Source organism: Kitasatospora sp. NPDC101157, assembly GCF_044768255.1.
In the GTDB taxonomy this organism is placed as follows: domain Bacteria; phylum Actinomycetota; class Actinomycetes; order Streptomycetales; family Streptomycetaceae; genus Kitasatospora.
The window spans coordinates 294,783-311,011 of record NZ_JBIWPL010000007.1 but is presented as its reverse complement, the minus strand read 5'-3'; the positions used below and the strand labels follow the sequence as shown (position 1 = coordinate 311,011).

15 protein-coding genes, 1 tRNA gene and 1 pseudogene are annotated in these 16,229 nt (G+C 75.1%); 6 read left to right on the top strand and 11 right to left on the bottom strand.

The annotated features are described in order from the left end of the window. Window positions 1-68: 68 nt before the first annotated feature. Window positions 69-164, top strand: a tRNA-Sec gene (locus tag ACIRVF_RS18415). 35 nt (window positions 165-199) lie between these two features. Here the strand turns inward: ACIRVF_RS18415 and ACIRVF_RS18410 are convergent. From ACIRVF_RS18410 to ACIRVF_RS18390, 5 genes and pseudogenes are all read right to left on the bottom strand, one after another. Continuing rightward, window positions 200-1,948 (bottom strand): annotated as a pseudogene (locus ACIRVF_RS18410) (SelB C-terminal domain-containing protein); the annotation flags it as partial. A 136-nt stretch (window positions 1,949-2,084) separates the two neighbouring features. Further along, complete coding sequence (gene selA, locus ACIRVF_RS18405) at window positions 2,085-3,434, bottom strand: L-seryl-tRNA(Sec) selenium transferase (RefSeq protein WP_402818310.1); 1,350 nt, start codon at window positions 3,432-3,434, stop codon at window positions 2,085-2,087. Between the two features lie 338 nt (window positions 3,435-3,772). Further along, window positions 3,773-5,200 (bottom strand): RtcB family protein, encoded by a 1,428-nt coding sequence (locus tag ACIRVF_RS18400; RefSeq protein ID WP_402818307.1) that lies wholly within the window; start codon window positions 5,198-5,200, stop codon window positions 3,773-3,775. Window positions 5,201-5,230: 30 nt separating this feature from the next. Continuing rightward, complete coding sequence (locus tag ACIRVF_RS18395) at window positions 5,231-5,686, bottom strand: archease (RefSeq protein ID WP_402818304.1); 456 nt, start codon at window positions 5,684-5,686, stop codon at window positions 5,231-5,233. An 89-nt stretch (window positions 5,687-5,775) separates the two neighbouring features. Next, window positions 5,776-7,014: a styrene monooxygenase/indole monooxygenase family protein gene (locus tag ACIRVF_RS18390; protein ID WP_402818302.1), complete on the bottom strand. Its 1,239-nt coding sequence runs from the start codon at window positions 7,012-7,014 to the stop codon at window positions 5,776-5,778. Between the two features lie 300 nt (window positions 7,015-7,314). Here ACIRVF_RS18390 and argJ point away from each other — a divergent pair, with 300 nt between their 5' ends. Further along, entirely contained in the window at window positions 7,315-8,487 is a 1,173-nt protein-coding gene (gene argJ / locus ACIRVF_RS18385; protein ID WP_402818529.1) for a bifunctional glutamate N-acetyltransferase/amino-acid acetyltransferase ArgJ, read from the top strand. 92 nt (window positions 8,488-8,579) lie between these two features. On the opposite strand, the gene ACIRVF_RS18380 is transcribed toward argJ, so the two are convergent. The 4 genes from ACIRVF_RS18380 to ACIRVF_RS18365 all read right to left on the bottom strand — a co-directional run bounded on the left by ACIRVF_RS18380 (window position 8,580) and on the right by ACIRVF_RS18365 (window position 11,964). Continuing rightward, window positions 8,580-9,332, bottom strand: coding sequence for a thioesterase II family protein (locus ACIRVF_RS18380; RefSeq protein ID WP_402818299.1), 753 nt, complete (start codon window positions 9,330-9,332; stop codon window positions 8,580-8,582). Between the two features lie 128 nt (window positions 9,333-9,460). Then, a complete protein-coding gene (locus ACIRVF_RS18375; RefSeq protein ID WP_402818296.1) occupies window positions 9,461-10,729 on the bottom strand; it encodes a serpin family protein in 1,269 nt (422 codons plus the stop codon). Window positions 10,730-10,838: 109 nt separating this feature from the next. Beyond that, window positions 10,839-11,384: a GNAT family N-acetyltransferase gene (locus tag ACIRVF_RS18370; protein WP_402818293.1), complete on the bottom strand. Its 546-nt coding sequence runs from the start codon at window positions 11,382-11,384 to the stop codon at window positions 10,839-10,841. Window positions 11,385-11,388: 4 nt separating this feature from the next. Then, on the bottom strand, window positions 11,389-11,964 hold the full coding sequence (locus tag ACIRVF_RS18365) for an O-methyltransferase (RefSeq protein ID WP_402818291.1): 576 nt from the start codon (window positions 11,962-11,964) through the stop codon (window positions 11,389-11,391). A 152-nt stretch (window positions 11,965-12,116) separates the two neighbouring features. Between ACIRVF_RS18365 and ACIRVF_RS18360 the strand changes: the two genes are divergently transcribed. Next, on the top strand, window positions 12,117-12,323 hold the full coding sequence (locus ACIRVF_RS18360; RefSeq protein WP_402818288.1) for a hypothetical protein: 207 nt from the start codon (window positions 12,117-12,119) through the stop codon (window positions 12,321-12,323). Window positions 12,324-12,328: 5 nt separating this feature from the next. Here the strand turns inward: ACIRVF_RS18360 and ACIRVF_RS18355 are convergent, their stop codons facing one another. After that, entirely contained in the window at window positions 12,329-12,967 is a 639-nt protein-coding gene (locus tag ACIRVF_RS18355) for an AAA family ATPase (protein ID WP_402818285.1), read from the bottom strand. Window positions 12,968-13,233: 266 nt separating this feature from the next. On the opposite strand from ACIRVF_RS18355, the gene ACIRVF_RS18350 reads away from it, so the two are divergent. From ACIRVF_RS18350 to ACIRVF_RS18340, 3 genes are all read left to right on the top strand, one after another. Then, window positions 13,234-14,307, top strand: coding sequence for a hypothetical protein (locus ACIRVF_RS18350; RefSeq protein WP_402818282.1), 1,074 nt, complete (start codon window positions 13,234-13,236; stop codon window positions 14,305-14,307). A 261-nt stretch (window positions 14,308-14,568) separates the two neighbouring features. Further along, entirely contained in the window at window positions 14,569-14,796 is a 228-nt protein-coding gene (locus ACIRVF_RS18345) for a hypothetical protein (RefSeq protein WP_402818279.1), read from the top strand. Between the two features lie 270 nt (window positions 14,797-15,066). After that, window positions 15,067-15,249, top strand: coding sequence for a hypothetical protein (locus tag ACIRVF_RS18340; protein WP_402818276.1), 183 nt, complete (start codon window positions 15,067-15,069; stop codon window positions 15,247-15,249). A 9-nt stretch (window positions 15,250-15,258) separates the two neighbouring features. Here the strand turns inward: ACIRVF_RS18340 and ACIRVF_RS18335 are convergent, their stop codons facing one another. Continuing rightward, entirely contained in the window at window positions 15,259-16,218 is a 960-nt protein-coding gene (locus ACIRVF_RS18335; RefSeq protein ID WP_402818526.1) for an ABC transporter ATP-binding protein, read from the bottom strand. Window positions 16,219-16,229 lie beyond the last annotated feature (11 nt).

The following is a 16,229-nucleotide window of genomic DNA, read 5'->3' as shown; positions in this document are numbered from 1 at the left end:
CGTCTCCTCCGTGCGGTGTGGCGGGTTGATCCGGGGGCGGCCGGACCGCTTCCATGGGGCGGTGGTGGGGAGGCGTGTGGGTGCCTGGTGGCCCTCCCGGTCTTCAAAACCGAGGTGTCCGAGGATCTCGGGCAGGCGGGTTCGATTCCCGTCCGCCTCCGCCACGGGCCGCCGGGGTGAGGCGGCGGTGGGTGGGGTCGACGCGTTCCGTCCAGCCGCGCCGGTCCAGGTGCTCCAGCAGCGGGATGACCACCCGCCTGGTGCTGTCGAGGGCGATCCTGGCCTCACTGGTGGTGAACGGCTGTGCCAGCCGGGCGAGTTCGGCGGCGGCGCGGCGGTCGGCGTCCGGGAGCAGCACGATGCCGTCGGGCAGCCGCAGCAGGGCGCCGGCGGCGGCCGCGGCGGCCAGCAGCCTGGGGGTCAGGCCGAGGGCCGCGAGCTCGTCCGCCTCGGGGGCGCGGAAGGGGCGGGCGGCGAGGCGGGCCCGCACCTCCTGGACGGCGGGCGGCAGGGCGGGTCCGGTGACGCTGCCGTAGAGCCGTCCTTCGCGCTGCTCCAGTCGGCCGTCCATGGCCCGCAGCAGGGCGGTGACGAGGGCGCGGTCGGGCAGGTCGAGCAGTCGGCGGGCCGCTTCGACGGGCAGGCCGGGATCGGTCGGCCGCTCGGCCGCGTGGCGTTCGACGGCCTCGCGGAGGCGGCGTCGGAGGTGCGCCCAGTGGCCCGGGTCGCACAGCCAGTCCCCGGTGACGGGCTCCTGCGGCGGGGTGAGGCCCATCGCGGTGAACTCGGGGCGGCGGATCAGGCCGCGTCGGCGGAGTTCGGCGGCCGGGTCGGGTGCGCCGCGCCGTCCTTCGAGGTCGTGGGCGCGGTGGGCCGCCGCGCCGCGGCGGGTGAAGGCGGGCGGCCGGACGTCGAGGACGGTGGCCGCCGCGGCGATCCGGTGCAGGCCGGGGTCGCGGAGCAGGGCGGTGTCGTCGATCCGCAGCGGGAGTCGCGCGGCCAGGGTGAGCCGGGCGGTGTCCGGGCCGAGGGGGCGGACGGTCGCCGGCACGGCGGCCGAGCCGAGGTGCAGGGTGAGCCGGCGCGGCAGGTCGGCGGCCGGGTCGCCGTGCAGGCGGACGTCCACGGTGTCGGTGGTGAGCCAGCGGCCGGGGGTCAGCAGGGCGCTGCCGCGCCGCAGCTCGGCGGCGGCGGGGCCGTGCACGTTGACCGCCACCCGGGCGGTTGCGGCGACCTCGGCCAGCGGGCGCTTGAGGCTCTCCAGGCCGCGCACCCGCAGCGGTTCCCCCTCGGCGGGCCGTGCGGCCGCGGATCCACCGACGGCGAGCAGGCGGTCGCCGACGGCGATCGAGCCGGCCGCGAGCGTGCCGGTGACGACGGTGCCGTGGCCCCGGACGGTGAAGGTGCGGTCGACCCACAGCCGGACGTCGGCGGCCGGGTCGGGAGCGGGCAGCCGGGCCGTCAGCCGGACCAGGGCGGCCCTCAGCTCCGGCAGCCCCGCACCGGTCACCGAGCTGACGGCCACCGCCTCGACCCGGCCCAGCGAGCTGCGGGCCAGCCGGGCGAGCGCCTCCTCCCGGGCCGGGGCCGGGTCGGCCAGGTCGCTGCGGGTGACGGCGAGCACGCCGTGGCGCACCCGCAGCGCGTCGAGCACGGCGAGGTGTTCCGTGGACTGCGCCTGCCAGCCCTGGTCCGCCGCCACGACGAACAGCACGGCGGGGACGGGCCCTACCCCGGCCAGCATGGTGGCCACCAGCCGCTCGTGGCCGGGCACGTCGACGAAGGCGACGTCCCCGGCGCCGGGGAGCGCGGTCCAGACGAAGCCGAGGTCGATCGTCATCCCCCGGCGCCGCTCCTCGGGCCACCGGTCCGGCTCCATCCCGGTGAGTGCCCGTACCAGGGCCGACTTCCCGTGGTCGACGTGCCCGGCGGTGGCGATCACGTGCATGCGGGCTCCGGGCGGATGGTCGGGTGCGGGGTGGGCGGCCGGGTGCAGGACCGGTGGTCTGGTGCGGGGACGGCGGCCGGGTGCGGGGCGGGTGGTCTGGTGCGGGGCCGGGGGCCCGGTGCGGGAGGGGTCGTGCTCACGGTCGGGCCAGTTCCCCGGCGGCCAGCCGGACGGCCGCGGCGAGTTCGGCGTCGGCCGGCGCCGGCACCGTGCGCAGGTCGAGCAGGCAGGAGCCGTCGGCGGTCCGGCCGACCACCGGTGTCGGCCCCTGCCGGAGCGGGGCGGCGTACGCCTCCGGCAGGGCCACGGCGGCGCTGGGCAGGACCACTCCGGGCGCCCCGCCGCCGCCGACCACGGCGGGGCTGTCGACCGCCCGGGCCGGGATGCCCTCGGCCGCCAGCGCCGCGGCCAGTCGCCCGGCCCGCTCACGCAGCTCCCGAACGTCGGCGCGCAGGGCTGAACTCGTTGGCGTGTCAGGCGAGTTGACGGTGGCCTCCAGTGCGGCCAGGGTCAGCTTGTCGACCCGTAGGGCGCGGGCCAGCGGGTGCCGGGCGAGGGTGCGGACGAGGTCCGCGCGGCCCAGCAGCAGGCCGCACTGCGGGCCGCCGAGCAGCTTGTCGCCGCTGGCGGTGACCAGGTCCGCGCCGGCCCGCAGCCAGCCCTCGGCGTCCGGCTCGTCGGGCAGCAGCGGCTCGCGCCGGAGCAGACCCGAGCCGATGTCGGCGACCAACGGCGGCCCGAGTGCGGCGAGTTCGGCGAGTCCGGGGGTGCCGGTGAAGCCGGTGATGCGGTAGTTCGACGGGTGGACCCGGAGGATGAAGCCGGTGGACTCCCCGACGGCGGCGGCGTAGTCGGCGGTGGTCGTCCGGTTGGTCGTGCCGACCTCGCGCAGCCGCGCGCCCGTCGAGGCGAGCAGGTCCGGCAGGCGGAAGCCGTCGCCGATCTCGACCAGTTCGCCCCTGCTGACGATGATCTCGCGGCCCTGGGCGAGCGCGGTGGCGGCCAGGATCAGGGCGGCGGCGCCGTTGTTCACCAGGTGGGCGGCCTGCGCGGCGGGGACCCGGTCGAGCAGGGCCCGTACGGTCGACCGGCCGCGCGGGGCGCGGTCGCCGGAGGCGAGGTCGAACTCGACGTCCGTGGCACCGGCGGCGGCCAGCACCGCCTGCCGGGCAGCCCCGGACAGGGCGGCCCGGCCGAGGTTGGTGTGCAGCAGGACCCCGGTGGCGTTGAGCACCGGGCGCAGCGCGGCGGCCGTCGGCGGCAGCGCCCGGACGGCCTCCTCGGCGACCTCGGCGGGGCCGATCTCCCCGCGCCTGGCCCGCTCCTGGGCCTCGACGACGGCCGCCTTGACGAGCGGACGCCCGAGGCGCTCGGCGGCCTCGGCGAGCCGGGGATCGGCCAGCACGGCGTCGGTGCGCGGCAGCCTGCGGCGGGGATCGGGCCACCCGCCCGGTGGGGCGGCTCCGGGCGCCTGGTCACGGTGCATCGGGGTGCCTCGGTCTTCGGGCGGGCGGTCAGGTCCCGCTCACCCTGGCCCGATCCACCGGGGGTTGTCGCCCGACACGCTGGAGAAGGGCCAAACCGACCGAGCCCCTGGGCTGCGGAAAGCGGTGCTCACGGGGTGTGTGAGGCGACCGGGAACCGGGACGGCCTGGGCCGAACCGCACCCGGCCCGCGCTGGGGCCGAGCAGGCCGACCGGGCAGCGCAGGGTGGGTGGTGGTGGCGTAGCGCTCGGTGAGCGCGCGGAACTCGATCACCGGCCCGTCCGTGTTCCCCGTGCCTGCTTCCTCCCGCGCGCCCGCTCGTCCGTTCGTCCCGGCGGCTCATCCCTTGCAGACCCCCAGCGGGACCAGCCGGGCGACCTGCCGGGCCAGTCCGGCGGCCTCGGTGACGGCGGCCACCGCGTCCACGTCCTTGTACGCCTCGGGCGTCTCCTCGGCCAGGGCCCGCATCGAGGCGGGCCGGACGGCGATGCCGCGCGCCTCCAGTTCGACCTTGAGGTGCTCGCCGCGCACCGTGCGCAGCGCCTGGTGGCGGCTCCACACCCGGCCGGCGCCGTGGCAGGCGGAGCGGAAGGCCTCGTTGCCGGGCAGGCCGACCATGACGTACGAGGCGGTGCCCATGGTCCCCGGCACCAGCACCGGCTGCCCGGCCGCGGCCAGGTCGGCGGGCAGGTCGGGGTCGCCGGGCGGCAGGGCGCGGGTGGCGCCCTTGCGGTGGACGCAGAGCTTCCGCGCCTCGCCGTCCACCTCGTGGGTCTCCAGCTTGGCGAGGTTGTGCGAGACGTCGTAGACCAGCTCCAGTCCGACGCCGAGGGCGGTGGCGAAGGCACGCCGGGCGGCTTCGGAGAGCAGCTGCCGGTTGGCCCGCCCGTAGTTGGCCGCAGCGGTCATGGCACCGAGGTAGGCGCGGCCGCGCGCGGAGTCGACCGGGGTGCAGGCGAGCTGGCGGTCCGGGAGCTCGATCCGGTAGCGGTGCAGTTCGCGGTCCATCACCCGGACGTGGTCGGTGCAGATCTGGTGGCCGAGGCCGCGCGAGCCGCAGTGGATCATGACGCAGACCTGGCCCGTCCGCAGTCCGAAGGCCGCGGCGGTCTCCGGGTCCTGCACCCGGTCGACGGCCTGCACCTCCAGGAAGTGGTTGGCCGAGCCGAGGCTGCCGACCTGTTGCAGGCCCCGTTCGACGGCCCGGGTGCTCACCTCGCCGGGGGCCGCACCGGCCAGCACCCCGTGGTCCTCGCAGCGCTCCAGGTCGCGCGGCACGCCGTGGCCGTGCTCGACGGCGTAACGGGCGCCGCCGAGCAGCAGCTCGTCCAGTTCCTCCGGCCCGGACAGGTGCCACAGCCCGCCGCGGCCGAGCCCGCGGGGGACGGTGCGGTCCAGCAGGTCCATCAGGCGGCGGATCCGTTCGGCGTCGAGCTCGTCCCGATCCACCCCGGCGGCCAGCAGCCGGACCCCGCAGGAGATGTCGAAGCCGACCCCGCCCGGCGAGACCACCCCGCCCCGCTGGACGTCGGTCGCGGCGACCCCGCCGATCGGGAAGCCGTAGCCCCAGTGCACGTCGGGCATCGCGTAGGAGGCGCGGACGATCCCGGGCAGCGTCGCCACGTTCGCAACCTGCTCCAGCGCGCGGTCCCCGGCGGCCTGCGGCAGCAGCGCGCCGTCCGCGAAGACCACGCCCGGCACCCGCATCGGCGGGCGCGGCTCGATCCGCCAGCGGTGGCGGCCCGCCTCGGCCAGTACGATCTCCACCTCGCTCACCCCGTTCGCTCGGCGCGCGCCTCAGACGTCCACGGTGACGGCGCAGGTCCAGCCGCCCGGTGCCCCGCCCAGCTCCAGTCCGTGCAGCGAGACGGCCTTCGGCACCGCGCCGACCAGGGCGGCGGTCGAGGTGTCGGCCATCCGGAAGCGCACCTCGACGCTGCGGGCGCCGTCCAGGCCCTGGATCGGTCCCAGGGCGAGTTCGGCAGGCAGCTCGCCGTCGGCGTCCATCCGGTAGATGACCTCCTCCAGGACGCCCGCGAGCAGGTCCGGGTCGCTCACCGCGAGCACGGTGCAGGCGCGCTCGCCGACGATCCGGGCGCCGGACAGGTCGGCGAAGCTGCCGACGACGGCGTGCACCAGCTCGCCGATGCAGCCCTCGGCCGTCGGCGCCCATGCCTCCACCCGCAGGTCCGCCGTGTGCGGCACGCTCCGGTGGCCGCGCTCGGACCGCGGCGCGGGCTCACGATCGTCCACGAGCGACGCCTCCCGCAGCCGTTGCCGTCCCCCTCCAGCGTCGTCCCGGGTGCGGGCCGGGGGCAAGTGGGGTCCGCGTCGGTCAGGCCCTACCGCCCGATCGTGGCGAGGTAGGCGGAGGTCAGCCCGGGGGTGGCCAGCCAGGCGGCGTGGTCGCTCGGTTCGGCGTAGGTGTTGGCCAGCCGGCGGGCGACCGCCGGGTGCTCGGCGGCGGCCGCGAGGACGCCCTGCAGGTGGTCCGGCATGGTCAGCATGGTGGCCGTGAACTCGACGGTGTGGCGGGCGTGTTGCTGCCAGAACCGCTCGGCGGTGCGGCACATCCAGTCCGCCGTGAACGGGGCGTCGCCGTGCTCGCGGATCGCCTGCCGGTAGGCGTCCGCGGCGCGGGCGGCGCCGTTGGCGCCCTGGCCGGTGATCGGGTCGTTGACCACCACGGCGTCGCCCAGTCCCAGGACGTGCACGGCATCGACGCCCGAGCCCAGTTCCGCCACCGGGCGGCGGACCGTCGGGGTCACCGCGCCCCGGAGCCCGGCCCCGGCGTCGGTCGGCTCGGCGTCCCGCCACAGCTCCGCCTCCCAGGGCAGGTACTCGGCCAACAGGGCGCGGATCCGGTCGAGTTGGACGCCGACCTCGGGGCCGTCGCCGAAGACGTCCAGCGGGCTGCCGGGGAGCGCCTCCCAGAGCAGGATGTCGCAGGGGCCGGAGTGGGTCAGGGCGGGCTGGAGGTAGAGCTCGCCCAGGCCGGGCAGGGCGTGCATCCGGGCGCGGGGCCCGGCGGCCGGGTCGGGCGAGCCGACGCCGTGCGCGTACAGGCAGGACAGCGCGCGCTGCGGCCGGTCGAACGGTGAGCGGGCGGCGTTCCGTTCGAAGATCCCGGCCAGCTCGCCGCGCCCGGCCGCGACCACGGTCAGCTCGTGCCGCCGGGCCAGCGCGTGCAGCCCGGCCCGGTCCAGCGAGCGGTACTCGATCCGGCCGCCGCGCTCGGCGAGCAGTTCCAGCCAGCGGGCCAGCTTGACCCGCTGGTCGACCGAGCGGCCGGGTTCGTCCAGGGTCATGGTGAACTCCAGGACGCGGGTGGCTGGCGGCGCGACCAGCACGGCGTCGACCGAGGACACCGACGGGGCCTCGTCCGCCCACAGGTCCAGTCCGGCCGCCGCCTCGATCCGCAGTGCCGGGCCGAACATGGCCTGGGTGGACAGCACCCGCCCGCCCCGCACCTGCTCCGGGGTGCGTTCGGCGACGAGCGTCACCTCGCAGCCGTCGGCCAGCAGCCCGAGCGCGAGCTGCAGGCCGGCCTGGCCGGCTCCGACGACGGCGATACGGCGCATGCGGTGGCCTCCCGGTGGTCTGCTGACGGTCCGTCGGGTGTCCGGACACGGTGCGTCAAGCGGCACAGTAGCCCAGCCGCCGGGCCACGGGCAGGGGCCGGGCCCGAGGAATCCGGTGGGCGCCGCCCGGGCGGCCGCGGTCGGCACACTCCCGGAGGACCGCATAATCATGCAGTCCGGCCGACGTGAGGAGGCGGCGCGCATTCCTCTCCATCCCGTGGCAGGCAGCCATTTGAAATCCGCGTTGACCTCGCCGCAATGATTGATGTATTCAGATCTCTGCAAGTTCATTCAGATATGATGAGGGGTCGATCGACCATGCAGCCTGCTGTACCCCGGGGCTTCCGGGCCGTCACCACCAACATGGGCCTCAAGGACGTCGAGGACGACTTCGCGGCGGTCGTCTCCGAGGTCCCGTGCCGTTCCGCGGCCGTCTTCACCCGCTCGCGCTTCGCCGGCCCCAGCGTCGTGCTCAGCCGCGAGGCGGCCGCGCTCCAGCACAGCCGCGGCATGGTCGTGCTGTCCCGCAACGCCAACGTGGCCACCGGCCGCACCGGTGCGGAGAACGCCGCGGAGGTGCGCCGCCGGGTCGCCGAGATCGCCGGCATCGCCCCGGACGAACTGGTCATCGGCTCCACCGGCGTCATCGGGCGCCCCTACCCCATGGACGGCATCCGCGCCGGGCTCGACGCCATGACCTGGCCGTTCCCGGAGGCCGACTACGCGGCCGCGGCCCGGGCGATCATGACCACGGACACCCGCCCCAAGTACCTCCACCTGCGCTGCGGCGACGCCGTGCTCGTCGGCATCGCCAAGGGCGTGGGCATGATCGAGCCCAACATGGCGACGCTGCTGACCTTCTTCTTCACCGACGCGGACATCCCGGCCCCCGAACTCGACGCCCTGTTCCGCCGGGTGATGGACCGGACGTTCAACGCGCTGAGCATCGACACCGACACCTCCACCAGCGACACCGCCGCGATCTTCGCCAACGGGCTCGCCGGAGCGGTCGACCTCCCCGCCTTCGAACAGGCGCTGTACGAGTGCGCGCTGCACCTCGTACGGGAGATCGCCTCGGACGGCGAGGGGGCCTCGAAACTGATCGAGGTGCGGGTCACCGGAGCCCGGGACGCGGCCCAGGCCAAGCGCGTCGGCAAGAGCGTGGTCAACTCACCGCTGGTCAAGGCGGCCGTGCACGGTGCCGACCCGAACTGGGGCCGCGTCACCATGGCCATCGGCAAGCTGGAGGACGAGACCGACATCGATCCGGCGGCCGTCAGCATCCGCTTCGACGACCTCCCGATGTACCCCGAGGAGCCGAGCGAGGCCCTGCTCGAACGGGCCCGTGCGTACCTGGGCGGCGAGGAGGTCGTCATCCGGATCGACCTGGGCATCGCCGACGGCGCGTTCACGGTGTACGGCTGCGACCTCACCGAGGAGTACGTCAAGCTCAACGCCGACTACACGACCTGACGTCCATCGGCGGAGAGTGGCCGGCGTTCCGCCCGCTGCCTCCCCCGGGGCCGCTCAGCGGGGGCAGCGGGCGGGTGGGCCCGGCGGGCGGCTCAGCCGCGCAGGTGCGCGGTGAGCAGCCGCACCACGGCGTCGGTCTGCTCCGCCACGTAGAAGTGCCCGCCCGGGAAGAGCCGGAGGCTGAAGCCGCCGCTGGTGTGCTGCTCCCACTGGGCGGCCTGCTCGACCGTGGCGTTGGCGTCGCTCTCCCCCACCAGGGCGGTGATCGGCTGGGGGACGACGGCGTCCGGCGCGGCCCGGTAGGTCTCGATGGCGGTGTAGTCGGCGCGCAGCGCCGGCATGATCAGCTCGCGCAGGGCCGGCACGTCGAGGATCCGCGCGTCCGTCCCGCCCAGCCGGATGACCTGCTCCAGCAGGCCGTCGTCCGGCAGCTTGTGGAACGCGGTGTCCCGCGGCAGCGAGGGCGCCCGGCCGGCGGACACGAACAGCCGCTCCAGCCCCGCCAGGCCGTCGCGGGCGAAGCAGCGGGCTACCTCGAAGGCGACCGCCGCACCCATGCTGTGCCCGAAGAAGACGATCGGACGGTCGACCCAGGGGCGCAGCTCCCGGTGGATCTGCTCGGCGAGCTCCGGGACCGAGTCGATCGTGGGCTCGGCGAAGCGGTTCTGCCGGCCCGGGTACTGGACCGCCAGCACGTCGGCGTACGGCGCGAGCGCCTTGGCGTACTCCATGTAGTAGCTGGCCGATCCGCCGGCGTGCGGGAAGATCACGATCCGGGCGGGAGCGAAGTCGGACGGGTTGAACCTGCGGAACCACGGGTTGTCGACGGCAGCGCTGCTGGGCATGCGGGGTGTGACCTCTCTCCCTGACGGACTCTGCTCACCCCAGTCTCGCAGTGCGCGTGCGCCACCGGGGGCGATTACGGTGCGCTACCCGGATTCCCGCGCTCCGACCGCCCGGCCGTGGCGCCGGGTCAGTCCTGCTCGGACTCCTCCCACTCCTCCCACTCCTCCCGCTCCTCCGCCCCGAACCCCCAGGGGTCCTCGCCCCGGTCCGGCTCGGTCACCCAGCCCGCCGCCAGGACCAGCCCGGACAGCCGGTGGACGGCCAGGAAGCCGAACGGGCGGCCGAAGCTCAGATGGACGAAGCGCTGCAGGTACGGCGGCCTCGGGCTGCCGCCCGCGCCGCCCGCCGCCGCTCCCATGGCCGTCATCGACGCGGCCCGGAACCCGCGGGCGGAGAAGGACGCGGTGGCCTTCTGCCGCGCGCTGTTGAGGAACAGCGGCGGCCGGCCGTCCGAGAGGCCGGGCAGCCGGTCCTCCGTCTCGGACCGGGTGGCGAGCGTCCGCAGACCGAACAACTCGCGGCGGGCGATCAGGTCGTGGTCGGCGTCGACGGTGAACTTCGGGACGTTCACGTGCAGGCGGTCCTCCGGCTCGTAGCGCCGCACCGCCTCGATCGTCATTCCCGGCGCGGCGACGCCCACGGGCAGCCGGTCGGCGCCCGTCCGGCGGTGCCGCTGCGAGAGCACCCCGATCCCGGCGGACAGCACGTCCCCGGGCGCGGCGTCGGGCTCCCCGAGCAGCAGGTGGACGCTGATGTCGCCGTACCCGAGCACCCGCAACTCGGTCACCGGCCCGGTGGACGCCTCCAGCAGGGCGGCGCGGTCCAGCAGGGACGTCGCCCGGGTCATGTAGTGGACGGCCCGGCCCCAACCGTCCGACCCGTCCTGCCGGAAGGCGCCGTAGTCGGTGAACGGCTTGATCCACTCCGTCCGGACGGTGAGCGCCGCGGCCAGCACCAGGCGGGTGTCCGGCTCCACCTCGACCGGCATCGAGTCGATCTGGCCGTCCGTCTGTTCGGCCGCCCAGGTGTCCAGCAGAACACGGTCCCGCCCGCTGTCACCCGTCAGCCGGCCGACCAGGTCCGCCGGGACCGAGGACAGCCACTCCGGGCTCAGCCGCAGCCGGTCGTCGCTCCACACGCCGAGCGCGGACCGCACCGCCGGGATGTCCCCCAGCAGGCCGAGCAGGTCCCGGGCGCGCTCGGCCGCCACGGTGACCGGCACCCCGAGCGCCTGCGCCAACTCGCTCCGGACGGGGCTGCTTCCGGCCGGGGCCAGCAGCCCGAGCAGCGGCCAGACACCGGCCGGCATCAGGACCGTGCCCTTCCCCGGATCGATCTGCCAGACCCAGCGCTCGCCCAACGCGTTGGCGGCCCGTACGGCCTCGGCCCTGCTCATGTGCTGCCCTGCTCACCCGCGTTCGCTCCTCCGGTGCGCCGAGCGTAGGAGACGCACCGCGCGCCCGGCCAGCGGTTTTCCGATCACGGCCGTCAGGGCCGTCCCGCCGTCAGGGCCGTGGGCGCGCCAGGTAGTCGGCGCGGGTCAGTTCGTGGACGCGGACGGCGGCGCCGTTGCGGGGGACGGTGGTCTCCCGCTCGGGCCGCAGGCCGAGCTTGGCCATCACGCGCTCGGAGGCGGTGTTGCCGATCCGGGCGATGCTGATGATCCGGTCCCGACCGCAGGTCTCGAAGCCGAACCGCAGTGCCGCCGTCGCCGCCTCGGTGGCGATGCCCCGGCCCCAGAACGACCGGCCGAGCCGCCAGCCGATCTCGACCGCGGGCAGCACCTCGGGCAGGAACAGGGGCACGGCCAGGCCGGTGAACCCGGCGAGTTCACCGGTCTCCCGCAGCTCCACCGCGAACAGGCCGAAGCCCTCGGTGTCCCAGCTCCGTTCGATCCGCTCGACGGCCCGGCGGGTCTCCTCCGGGGTGTGGACCCGCCCGTCGCCGATCCACCGCATCACCTCGGGGTCGGCGTCGACGGCCGCCATCGCCGGTACGTCCTCCTCGCGCCAGCGCCGCAGCACCAGGCGGGGCGTGTCGATCGTCACCATCCGCTCACGCCTTCCGGACGGCCAGGATCGCCGAACTGCCCGGGGCGGTCAGCACCTCGGCGGCCTCCAAGGCAGGGTGGGTCAGGTAGTGCAGGCGCAGCCCGTCGACCTCGCCGCCGAAGCGCGGCGGCCAGTGCGGCGAGGGCGTGAAGTCGTCCATCAGCAACAGGCCTCCGGGGGCCAGCAGTTCGACCACCCGGTCGGGGTCGTCGCGCTTGCCGCCGCCGTCGCAGAAGAACACGTCGAACGGCGCGTGCTCCTCCAGCCGCCGCCAGTCCCCGTGCAGCACCCGCACCTGGGCGTCGTCGGCGTACAACTCCGCTGTTTCCCGGGCGAGTTCACCGTCCCGCTCGACGGTGACCAGCCGGGCGCCCGGGCCGAGTCCGCTGCGCAGCCAGGCCGTGCCGACCCCCGCGCCGGTGCCGCTCTCCGCGACCGTCCCGCCCGGCTTGGCCGCGGCGGCGAACGCCAGCAGCCGGCCGACCTCCCGGGTACAGCTCTTGCCGAACCCCAGCCGGGCGGCGAGCCGCTCGGCCGCCAACACCCCGGCGGGCAAACCGCGTTCCTCGTCGACCGTCATCCGCTCGAAACCCCCTTCGACTCCGCACGCCTCCGTGCCATCATGCCGTCATGACCGAGTGGATCAGCATCGCCGCCTACCGGAACCGCACCGGCCGCCCGACGCCCATGGCCGCCGTGCGCGCTTGACTGCGTGACCGGGGCATCGACTGGATGCCCTTCCCGCCGGAGGCCGTCCGCTGCGACGCGCCCTGTGGCATCGGACCGGACGGCCACTGGCAGTGCTGGTTCGACGTGCGAATCGACGCCGAGGCCCTGCGCCCCCTCGGGCTCCACCCCGACCAGCCGACCTCCGCCGCCAACGGACCCAGCCCGCCGGGCTGGTGGCACGCGGAGGCGGAGCGCCTGGCCCGCCGGTGAGCTCCTCAGGTCGCCCCACCGAACCGGACCGCGTGCGCCCGGGAGCGGGAGACCGAGTCGAGTAGCAGCACGGAGGCCGCCTCCGGGGTCGGCACCGGCCCACCGGACCGCGCGTGCCGGGTGAACTCCGCCGACAACCGGCCCAGGCCGCGACGATGGCGGGCGAACACCCGGGCCGAGGCGTGCCGTCCGCGGGTCCGCTGGCCGTCGAGGGCGGTGGCGGCACCGACGTCGAGCAGCACCAGGTGCAGTTCGCGGCCCTGACGACCGGCCTCCCGGGCGAGCCAGCGCCGCATCCAGGCGCGGCTGCCGCAGTCGTGCACCAGCAGCGGACCGCCCCGCCGCACCGAGGTGCGCAGCAACCGGAAGTGCTCCAGCCGCGCCCATGGCCGGTACACCGCGTACGGCAGGCGCGCGGGCATCACCGCCTCACAGGCCTCGTGCACCGTGCGCGGATCCACCGTCGAGACGGCCCCGTCCGCCGCCCAGCGCCGCAGCAGCGTGCTCTTGCCCGCCCCCGGCAGTCCCGACACCACCACCACGGCGTCACCCGGGTACGCCACCAAGAGCCCCGCTCCGGCCTTCCCCCGCAGGTCCACCACCCCCCGCGGCGCCACCACCAACGCCTGCGCCTCGCCGCCCACCGCTCCCCCGTCCGTGTCCGACCGAAGACCCTAACAACTGCGGTGCTCCCCACCGCACCGGTGGGTACGCCGGGCCTCGCGGCGCTCCTCGCGTCGGCCACGGGTTAGCGTGAGGGCCGAGCGGGAGGGGCGGGGCGTGGAACGCATCAGGGTCGGCCGGAGCAAGGCACTGTTCCGGGACGCCAACCACACCTACCGGGGGGGCGGAACTTCGTCTGGAGGGCATCCGCGGGCTGCTGGCCCAGCGGGAGCGCAAGCGGGCCCGGTTGCTCCCGCTCGCCCGCAAGCAGTGGCTTCTCGCGGTCGAGGAGGATCCGGACGTCGCGCTGGGCGCGCTCGCCGACGCGGTGACGGACGGCCTGGACCTCGCCACCGACGAGTTCGTCGACCAGGCACTGGCCCGCTGGATCGGCGGCGGCTGGCCCTACCCGTACCACCTCAGGATCCTGCGCAAGGACCCCTACGAGCGGCTCCGGGAGGCCCTGGCCACGACCGGCCGACCGCTGGCCGAACGGATGACCTCCGTCTACCGCGCCAGGAAACCCACTCCGCCCGACGCGGAGGGCAGCAATCCCATGATCTGGATGCTGCTGAACTACCACCCCGAGGGGCCGCCGATGGACGTGCTGCTGGCCATGGGACCGCTGCGCACCGAGGCGGACTGGTGGTGCGACGTCGGGTACCAGGCACTGGAAAAGGAGGACCTGGACCTCGCCGAACGGCACTTCGCGCGGGCCAACGAACTCGGCAGCCCGCACGTGCGCGAGCGCGTCGCCTACCTCGCACTCCTGCGCACCCGGGGCACAGCCGACCGGGAGTCGGTGCGCTCGGCCTTCGTCACCGCCCGCGAGCTGTACCCCGCACCCGACCCCGAACGACAGCTCTACCTGAGCTGCCGGGCCGTCTTCGAAGGCCTTGGGACGGACGTCGGCGAACTGGCCGGGCTTCCGGTCGACCGGACGGACCTGCGCAACCTCTGGGTGGCCCAGCACCACCTGCGCACCGGCGCGCACGCCGGAGCCCGCACCTGGCTGCGCTCGTGCATCCAGTCCACCTACCACCCCTCCGTCACGGCCGCGTTCCGGCTGCGCGCCAGTGACCGGTCCCCCTTCCACGTACGGGAGATCGCCGAGGCCCGACTCGCCCGCCTGGAAGGGCGCGAGCCCGCGCGGTGGGTGTCCTCGCGGGACCATGACGAACCGGACGAGAGCTTCCTGCCCGTCCTCCAGCGCTGGGACCCGGGCTGGCTGCACGAGTCGCCCCCGGCGCCGCCGGAAGCGCCTGAGGACTGTCCGCCCGGCCCGCCGACCTCACGGAGTGCGGGCCGGTCTCCCGGCTGAGCCCCGACGAGCACCTGGACCCGCGGCTGCTGACCACCGTCGGGCGCCCGTACCCGGACACCGGGGTGCCGAGCCCGGACGGGGAGGGCGCGCCGCTGCCGCCGGGCCGGGGAGATCTGCGCGCACCCCGACCGCGATGGCCGGCTACTGGCGTGACCCGGAGCTGACCGCGCGGGTGCTGCGGGACGGCTGCTGCACACCGCTGATCCGGGGAGCCTGGATGCGGCGGGCTGTCTGACGGTGGTGGGCCGGCGGGACCGGATGGCGATCGTCGAGGGGCACAATGTGTTCCCCCATGAGGTCGAGGAGCCGCTGCGCAGCCACCCGGAGGTCCGCGAGGCGGTGATGTTCGCGAGCTCCGCCCCGGACCGGCTGGAGCGCGTGCACGCCGCGGTCGCCGTCGGGCCGGGCGCGCGGGTGACGGCGAGCGACTGCGCCGCCGGACACGGGAACACGGGGACGCCCGGTGTGCGCCCGACACCGTACTGATCCTCCCGGCGATCCCGCGGAACGGGCTCGGCAAGCCCGATCTGCCGGCGCTCCGCGCCCTGGCCGGGGAGCGGAGCGGGCAGCCCGTCACTGCACCGGGGGCGCGCGAAGTGGTGTGGCGCGCCCTACCGGTGCTTCGAGCGCCCGCGCGGACCACCTGTCGCGCGGCGGACGGCGGGAAGAGACCGACCGTGGGCACTCGACCGTGCGGGCCGAGGTGCCGATACACCCCGGCGGCGCTCCCTCGCACCGTCCCCAGGAGGCACTACCTTGACCTGGCTACGTGTCCTGACCGCGGTGGGCATCCTCGCCCTGGCGGCCGGTGCCCTTCTCGTCTTCGCCCGGTTCACCGCTCCCTCCCGCGGCGAGCACTCCGCCGGGACCACGCCGCCCGACCTCCGGAAGGACGCCGAGGGCAGCGGCCTCTTCCCGCGGACCGGCGGCGACGGCTGAGATCGGGCCTCAGCCGTCGGTGTGGTCGTCGGGGCGGATCTCGATGTGGTCGGTTGCCAGATCGACGGCGACGCGGTGTTCCATGCCGAGTGCTTCGAGGAACTTGACGGGAAGTTGGACGCGGCCGGTGCGGTCGAGCATGACGTATTCGCGTTCGTTGACGGTTTCCGCGCCGTGTTCGTCGGTGACGGTGCGGCGCAGGACCTCGCTGCTGGTTCGTCCGTCGCGGATGGCGACGGTGCGGCGGACCTCGGCGGCGACCATGGGGTCATGGGTCACGACGACGACGGTGGTGCCCAGTTCACGGTTGACGGTGCGGAAGGACTCGAAGATGACGCCGGCGGTCTCGGAGTCCAGTTCGCCGGTGGGCTCGTCGGCGAGCAGGACGGGCGGGTTGTTGGCCATGGCCACGGCGATGGCCACGCGTTGCTGCTGGCCACCGGAGAGTTCGTTGGGGCGGCGGTGGGCGAGGTGGCCGATCTCCAGGGCGTCCATGAGTTCCGCCACCCGGGCGGCCTGCGCCTTCGACCCCGCTCCGGCGCGGCGGCCGCGCAGTTGCATGGGCAGGGCGATGTTCTCGGCCGCGCTCAGGAAGGGCAGCAGATTGCGGGCGGTCTGCTGCCAGATGAACCCCACCACCTCACGGCGGTAGCGCAGCCGCTCCCTGGCGGACATCTCCAGCAGATCGCAGCCCGCGACGGTCGCGGTGCCGGCGGTGGGCACGTCCAGCCCCGCCAGGATGGTCAGCAGGGTCGACTTGCCGCTGCCGGAGGCACCGACCAGAGCGACCAGGTCGCCCTGCTCGATGGTCAGCTCCAGTCCCTGCAGGGCCTGGACCTCGATCCCCTCGGCACTGAAGATCCTCACCAGCCGGTCACAGACGATCGCCGCGCCCTGCCCGTAGGCCTTCGGGGAGGCCGCGGCCAGGGCCCGCTGCCGCAGCTCCTGCAGGCTGGGGGCCTGCACCACCGGCCGCTCCT